This is a genomic window from Streptomyces sp. MB09-01, from assembly GCF_033794505.1.
Lineage (GTDB): Bacteria > Actinomycetota > Actinomycetes > Streptomycetales > Streptomycetaceae > Streptomyces.
In genome coordinates this window covers 63,019-69,403 of record NZ_JARAYQ010000015.1, presented here as the reverse complement: position 1 = coordinate 69,403, position 6,385 = coordinate 63,019, and the positions used below count along the sequence as shown (strand labels likewise).

Sequence of the window (6,385 nt, the reverse complement as noted above, 5' to 3'; positions counted from 1 at the left end):
GGATCTCCCCGGCCCGCAGGTCCAGGCTGACCGGCCCGCCCCTCCTGCGCCTCGACGGCGTACGGACCGCGTACGCCGGGCCGGTCAGCCTGGACCTGCGGGCCGGGGAGATCCTCGGCATGGTGGGCCTGACCGGCGCCGGCCACATGGACCTGGGCCGCGCCCTCGCCGGCGCCCGGCCGATCCTGGGCGGGCGGGCACTGCTCGACGGCCGGCCGTACCGCCCGCGCAGGGTCTGCGCCGCTCTCGACTCCGGCGTCGGCTTCGTGGCGGGCAACCGTCAGGAGGAGGGCTGCGCCGCCGAACTGACCGTACGGGAGAACTTTCTGGCGAACCCCCGGGCCGCCGGTGTCCCGGCGCTGCGGTGGACCGGCCCCCGCCGCGAGCGCGCCGAGGCCACCGCCCTGATCGACCGATTCTCGGTGCACCCCCGAGACAGCGAGGTGCCGATCGCCACCCTGTCCGGCGGCAACCAGCAGAAGGTCATGGTCGGCCGGTGGCTGCGCGGGAACCTGCGCCTGCTCGTCCTCGAGGAGCCGACCGCCAGTGTGGACGTCGGCGCCAAGGCCGTGATCCACCGGCTGCTCGACGACGCGCTGGCCTCCGGTCTGGCGGTCCTGCTCATCTCCACCGATTTCGAGGAGGTCGCGGGCGTGTGCCACCGCGCGCTGGTGTTCGTCCGCGGAACCGTGAGCGCCGAACTGACCGGTGCGTCGCTCACCGTCACGGAACTCACCCGGACCGCCTCGGCCATGCCCCCGATCACCGGGACCGCGACGAGCCGATGACCCACTCCCCCTCGCGCCGATCCCCGCTGGGCCACCTCCGCGGGCACCTCGTCGGCAGCTACGGCCTCCTGGCCCTGGCCGTCCTGCTCTTCCTCGTCTTCTCCCTCACCCTGCCGGGCACCTTCCCCACCCGGGACAACGTGTCCTCGATCCTCTCCAACCAGTCCATCCCCGCCCTCCTGGCGCTGGGTGCGACGATCCCGATCGCCGCCGGCAAGTTCGACCTGTCCATCGGCTACGGTCTCGGCCTGGCGCACGTGCTGGTGATGCAGCTCATCGTCAACGAGGGCTGGCCCTGGCCCGCCGCCTGCCTCGTCGTGGTCCTCGGAGGGGCGGCGGTCGGCGCGCTCAACGGCGTCGTCGTCGAGTTCGGGCGGATCGACTCCTTCATCGCCACGCTCGGCACCGGCAGCATCATGTACGCCTTCACCGGCTGGATCACCGACGGCGGCCGGATCGTCCCCGGCCCGAGCGGCCTCCCCGCCGACTTCACCGGCCTCTACGACTCCCGGTTCCTCGGCCTGCCGCTGCCGGCCTTCTACGTGCTCGCCCTCACGGCCGGCCTCTGGGTGGTGCTGGAGCGGCTGCCGCTCGGCAGGTACCTGTACGTCATCGGCTCCAACCCGCGCGCCGCCGGCATCATCGGCATCCCCACCCACCGGTACTCCGTCTACGCCTTCACCGGGTCGGGCCTGGTCGTCGGCTTCGCCGGGGTCCTCCTCGCCGCCCAGCAGCAGACGGGCAACCCGAGCGTCGGTCTGGAGTACCTGCTGCCCGCCTTCGTCGGCGCCCTCCTCGGTGCCACCACGATCAAACCCGGCCGCGCCAACGTCCTCGGCACCGTCGTGGCCGTCGCCGTCCTCGCCATCGGCCTCGCCGGCATCGGCCAGCTCGGCGCCCAGTTCTGGGCCACGCCGCTGTTCAACGGCGCCACCCTGCTCATCGCCGTCGGCCTGGCCGGCTACTCCGCCCGCCGCCGGCTGCGCACCGGCACCGCGACCCGCCGCTCCCCCGCCCGGCCTCCGGCCGCACCACCGCAGGACAGCCATCCGTAGCAGACCTCGTACGCGCACCAGGAGCACCGTGCACCCGAACCGCAAGACCACCCTCACGGCCGCAGCCCTGCTGACCGCGGCCACGGCCCTCGTCGCCGGCTGCGGGAGCGGCCCGTCGACCGGCGCCGGGCCGTCGCAGGCCGGGTGCCCCGCCGTCCTCGCGAAGGCCGGGGCGGCCGTTCGTCAGGCCGAGAACACCGACGCCGCATGGCACGGCCCCACCAGCGGCCCCCCGGCGGCGGCCGGCAAGACGCTCGTCTACGTCGCACAGACCATGACCAACCCCGGTGTCGCGGGCGTCGCGAAGGGCGTCGAGGAGGCCGCGAAGGCCATCGGCTGGAAGGTCCGGGTGATCGACGGGGAGGGCACTCCCGCCGGCATCCAGGCGGCGCTCAGCCAGGCCATCACGCTCAAGCCCTCGGGCATCGTGATCGGCGGCTTCGACCCCCAGCTGACCTCGCAGCAGATGGCGCGGGCCGAAGCCGCCGACATCCCGGTCATCGGCTGGCACGCGGTCGGCTCGCCCGGCCCGAGCGAGCGCCCCCGGCTGTTCACCAACGTCACGACGAAGGTGGAGGACGTGGCGCGGATCAGCGCGGACTGGATCATCGCCGGGTCCGGCGGCGATGCCGGAGTCGTCCTCTTCACCGACGACTCGATCCCCTTCGCCAAGAACAAGTCCGACCTGATCCGGCAGGAGCTGGCCACCTGTTCCGGCGTCCGGCTCCTGTCCCGCGAGAACATCCCCATCCCGGACGCCGCCAGCCGCACCCCCCAGGCGGTCTCCTCGCTCCTCTCCCGCTTCCAGGGCGACTGGACCCACTCCGTCGCCATCAACGACCTCTACTTCGCGGACGCGGCCCCGGCCCTGCGCGCGGCCGGCAAGCCGGGGTCCGGACCGCCCTTCAACATCGGCGCGGGCGACGGCGACCCGTCCGCCTTCCAGCGCATCAACAGCAAGCAGTTCCAGGCCGCCACCGTCCCCGAACCGCTGTCCCAGCAGGGCTGGCAGATCGTCGACGAGTTCAACCGCGCGTTCGCCGGCCGGCCCGCCAGCGGCTACGTGGCCCCCGTCCACATCGCGACGGCCGACAACAGCGACGGCGCCACGTCCTGGGACCCGTCCGGTTACCGCGAGGGGTACCGGAAGATCTGGGGCAGGTGAACCACGGCCCCGGCCGCCGGCCGGCTACTGGTACGGGTCGAAGGGGATGCCCGCCGGCTTGGCCTCCGCGAGGTGGGAGGCGAAGGAGCCGTCCTTCAGGCCGAAGTGCGCGCTGCCGAAATCGGCCTGGCTGAGCTTGTCCCGCAGGGTCGCGGGGTAGCCCGACCATCCGACGAGCGCGGGGAACTGCCAGGTACCGCGGTGGTTCTCGGGCGGCTCGTCATTGGTGTTCGCCGCGCGGAAGCAGTGCGTGCTCACCCCGTCCTTGTGGTAGACGATCTTGGGGTGGGTGCCGTCCCAGCGGATCTGGTCGCGCGCGTGGATGTTGAAGTCACCGTGGGCGGAGGTCGCGACGTACTTGGCCTCGTTGTTCTGGATCCACACCACCACGTGTTCCCAGTCGTGGCGGTGGCCGCCGAGGGAGACACCGGCGAGGGCCTGGTCCTTCTCGAAGTACAGCGCGTAGACCACGGCGCACCAGCCGTTGTTGCACGTCCAGCGGGAGTAACCGTTGGTGTTCTGGAGGTCCGAGGCGTCGCGGCAGTTGCCGTTGAGGGCGCCGGTGGGCTTGAGTCCGCCGTTCAGAACTCCGGTCGGGCCTATGGCAGGTGTCGGGTAGCAGCCGTCGGTGTCGTAGTCGTAGGCCGGCTGGAAGGTCAGCTCGATCGCCTCGGCCTGGCTGGGCAGGGCCGGGGGCGGCGCGGCGAAGGCCGTCTGGGGAACGGCGACGACCAGCGCGAGGGCGGCCCCGACGACCACCATTGATCTCCTGATGTGACGGTTCGTCCGCAAAACGGGCTCCTGACCGGTCGGCTCGGCGGGGGCGGCGGAGCGCGGCCGTCATCGGCCGACGCGCCCGGAGCATCATTCGCGAACCGCGGGCGGCACGGCAAGGGTCCGAGCGACCCTTCTTTCCGGCCCCGCGCCGATCCGGACAGCCGCACGCACCAAGCGATGTGAGTGGATGTCAGGACATGCGGACGCGACGGTCTGCCAGCTCGCGGCCGCCCGGCCGGCGCGAAACCCGCATGCGGTCCCGGGCAGATCACTGTTGGATGTGCAGTATGGAAAACCCCTGGCGCGAGCGGTGGAGCCGGGAGCGCGGCACGCCGCTCCGGTACGTTCTGGTGGAGGAGAGGCACCACGGGCCGGAGGGCTGGAGCTTCCCCTACGCCCGCGGGTACGACCTTCTCGCGAAGTGCGCGGACGTGGAAGGGCTGTTCGCCGAACCGCCGGTCCCGGCCGTGCCCGCAGAAGAGCTGGTGCTCTTCGCGTGCGCACCGCTCGGCCCGCTCCGCGACGCCGTCGACGGCAAGGACGGCGGCCGGATCGGCGACCTGCGGATCGAGATGCGGCTCAACGGCGAGCCGGTGCACGGCTGGGAGTACGAGCTGTACGACGCCGTCGTCGTGGACCAGCAGCCCTGCCCGGAGGACCCCTCACTCGTCGACATCGCCGTGGAGGCCGGCGTCCTGCCGCCCGACTGGCCCGTCGGCACGCCGTCGGACGAGAGGCAGAAGCAGCTCGACTTCGAGCTCTTCGGCCTCGAGGGGGACACCCCGTACGGCTCCTGCGCGGCAGTGCCCCGGCTCTTTCACTTCCGGAAGTCTCCGGAGCCGGTCGTGCTCCGGTTCCTCGGCTGCGACCCCGATGCCCCGCTCCTGTCGCGGGGGCGCAGCTCCACGCCCCTGGAGATCCTGGCGGTCGACCGGACGGGCCGCGTCATGACCGGGCGGACCGCACGGCTGTCGGTCGTCGGGGCGCGGCCTTCCGCCCTCGGCGGCGGGCTGCTCGACGTCACGGTCTGGGGCGATGTCGAGGAACAGCCCCGGCCGGAGGTCGAGCGCGTGTGGGAGGCGTGGCGGGACAGGCGCCCCACCGAGCCCCAGCAGTGGGCCCGGTTCCCGGACGAGCTGCGGGGGGAATGGCTCCGGCTCACGGAGAGGCATGACGGCCCGGACCGGCAGGGCGGCGATTACCACCTCGACGGCCGGCACGTGACCGGCCACTACGCCCTGCACTGCGCGCTGGGAGAGGCGCTCAACGGTCCCGGCGGCTACTACGGACGGTGCTGGAACTCGCTGTTCGACTGCCTGTCCGGCGGTTTCGGCGCCGTCCCGCCCTTCACCCTGGTCTGGCACGACTTCGAGGTGGCCCGAAGCGCCCTTGCCGACGAAGGGATGACCGCCGACTCCTACGCCGAGGAGGTCGTCGGCCGTCTCAGGTCCTTCGGCGCCACCGTGGAACTCCGGTAGGGGCGGTCATCGCCCGACGGTGTTCATCAGGACGATGGCGATGAGGTTCAGGAAGATGACGGCGACGACGCCGCCGATCATGATCCAGGCCCTGCGTGATTCGTCCATGCGTACGGTCACCTCCCGGCTCGCTCCGCCGCACCCTTGCGCGGAGGGGTTCGTCGGCCTTCCGCCATGATGACCCGGTTCCGGCCGGAGCACAGATCGAGCGCCCCGGCCCGGCCCCCGCCGGTCAGGAGACCCAGGTTCCCGTCATGCCGACGACCGCCGAGCCGTCCTGGTCGGCCAGCTTGTTGCCCGTGAAGTCGCGCGCCCACTGCGAGGTCTGGATGCGGAACGCGGGCCGGTCGACGGTCAGCGCCTCCATCACGGACTCGGCCGCACCGGCCGGGGTCTGGGCTCCGTCCAGGAACTGGCCGACCGTACGCTCGACGTAGTGGCGCAGCGCGTCGGCGTACGGGCCGGCCGCGGCGATCCGGCCTTCGATGTCGAGCCCGATGTTGTTGACGAACTCCGTGGCCACGGCACCCGGCTCGACGACGGTCACGCCCACACCGACGGCGCCGGCGACGGGGGCCAGGCTCTCCATGTACCCCTCCACGGCGAACTTCGCGGCGCAGTAGGCCTCGTTGAAGGGCTGGCCGATGACGCCGCCGACACTGGTGACGGTGATCAGGCGGCCGCCGGTGGCCCGCAGGTACGGCAGGGCCGCCTTGGAAACGTTCAGCACGCCGAAGAAGTTGACCTCCATGACCTCGCGGACATCGGCGACGGTTTCGAGTTCGAGGGTGCCGACGTGCCCGGCTCCCGCATTGTTCACGACTGCGTCCAGACGGCCGTAGTCGGCGATCACGCCGTTCACGGCGGCGGCGACGGAGGCTTCGTCGACGACGTCGAGGCGGCGGATGTCGAGCTCGACGCCGGCCTCCGCGGCCGCCTCGCGCAGGGCGTCGGCCTTGCCGGGGTCACGCAGCGTGGCGACGGTGCGCCAGCCGGCCCGGGCGGCGGCGACGGCGGCCGCCAGGCCGATACCGGAGGAGGTGCCGGTGATCAGGACGGTGCGGAGGGAGGCGTCGGGGGTGGTGGGGAGGGTCGACATGGCGGTCACCTTTCACGGAACGT

6 protein-coding genes are annotated in these 6,385 nt (G+C 72.3%); 4 read left to right on the top strand and 2 right to left on the bottom strand.

Annotated features, from left to right (window positions below; genetic code table 11):
- The 3 genes from PV721_RS05645 to PV721_RS05635 form a co-directional block, all read left to right on the top strand.
- A partial coding sequence (locus PV721_RS05645) for an ATP-binding cassette domain-containing protein (protein ID WP_319721703.1) occupies positions 1 to 788 on the top strand: 788 nt, incomplete at its 5' end.
- Positions 785 to 1,843: an ABC transporter permease gene (locus PV721_RS05640; protein ID WP_319721702.1), complete on the top strand. Its 1,059-nt coding sequence runs from the start codon at positions 785 to 787 to the stop codon at positions 1,841 to 1,843. The genes PV721_RS05645 and PV721_RS05640, both read left to right, overlap by 4 nt.
- A gap of 28 nt (positions 1,844 to 1,871) precedes the next feature.
- Positions 1,872 to 3,008 carry a substrate-binding domain-containing protein gene (locus PV721_RS05635; protein ID WP_319721701.1) on the top strand — a complete coding sequence of 379 codons (1,137 nt, stop codon included), beginning with the start codon at positions 1,872 to 1,874 and terminating at the stop codon, positions 3,006 to 3,008.
- Positions 3,009 to 3,032: 24 nt separating this feature from the next.
- On the opposite strand, the gene PV721_RS05630 is transcribed toward PV721_RS05635, so the two are convergent.
- Positions 3,033 to 3,770, bottom strand: coding sequence for an NPP1 family protein (locus PV721_RS05630; protein WP_319721700.1), 738 nt, complete (start codon positions 3,768 to 3,770; stop codon positions 3,033 to 3,035).
- 302 nt (positions 3,771 to 4,072) lie between these two features.
- On the opposite strand from PV721_RS05630, the gene PV721_RS05625 reads away from it, so the two are divergent.
- A complete protein-coding gene (locus PV721_RS05625; RefSeq protein WP_319721699.1) occupies positions 4,073 to 5,263 on the top strand; it encodes a barstar family protein in 1,191 nt (396 codons plus the stop codon).
- Between the two features lie 232 nt (positions 5,264 to 5,495).
- Here PV721_RS05625 and PV721_RS05620 read toward each other — a convergent pair whose 3' ends face one another.
- On the bottom strand, positions 5,496 to 6,362 hold the full coding sequence (locus PV721_RS05620) for an SDR family NAD(P)-dependent oxidoreductase (RefSeq protein ID WP_319721698.1): 867 nt from the start codon (positions 6,360 to 6,362) through the stop codon (positions 5,496 to 5,498).
- Positions 6,363 to 6,385 lie beyond the last annotated feature (23 nt).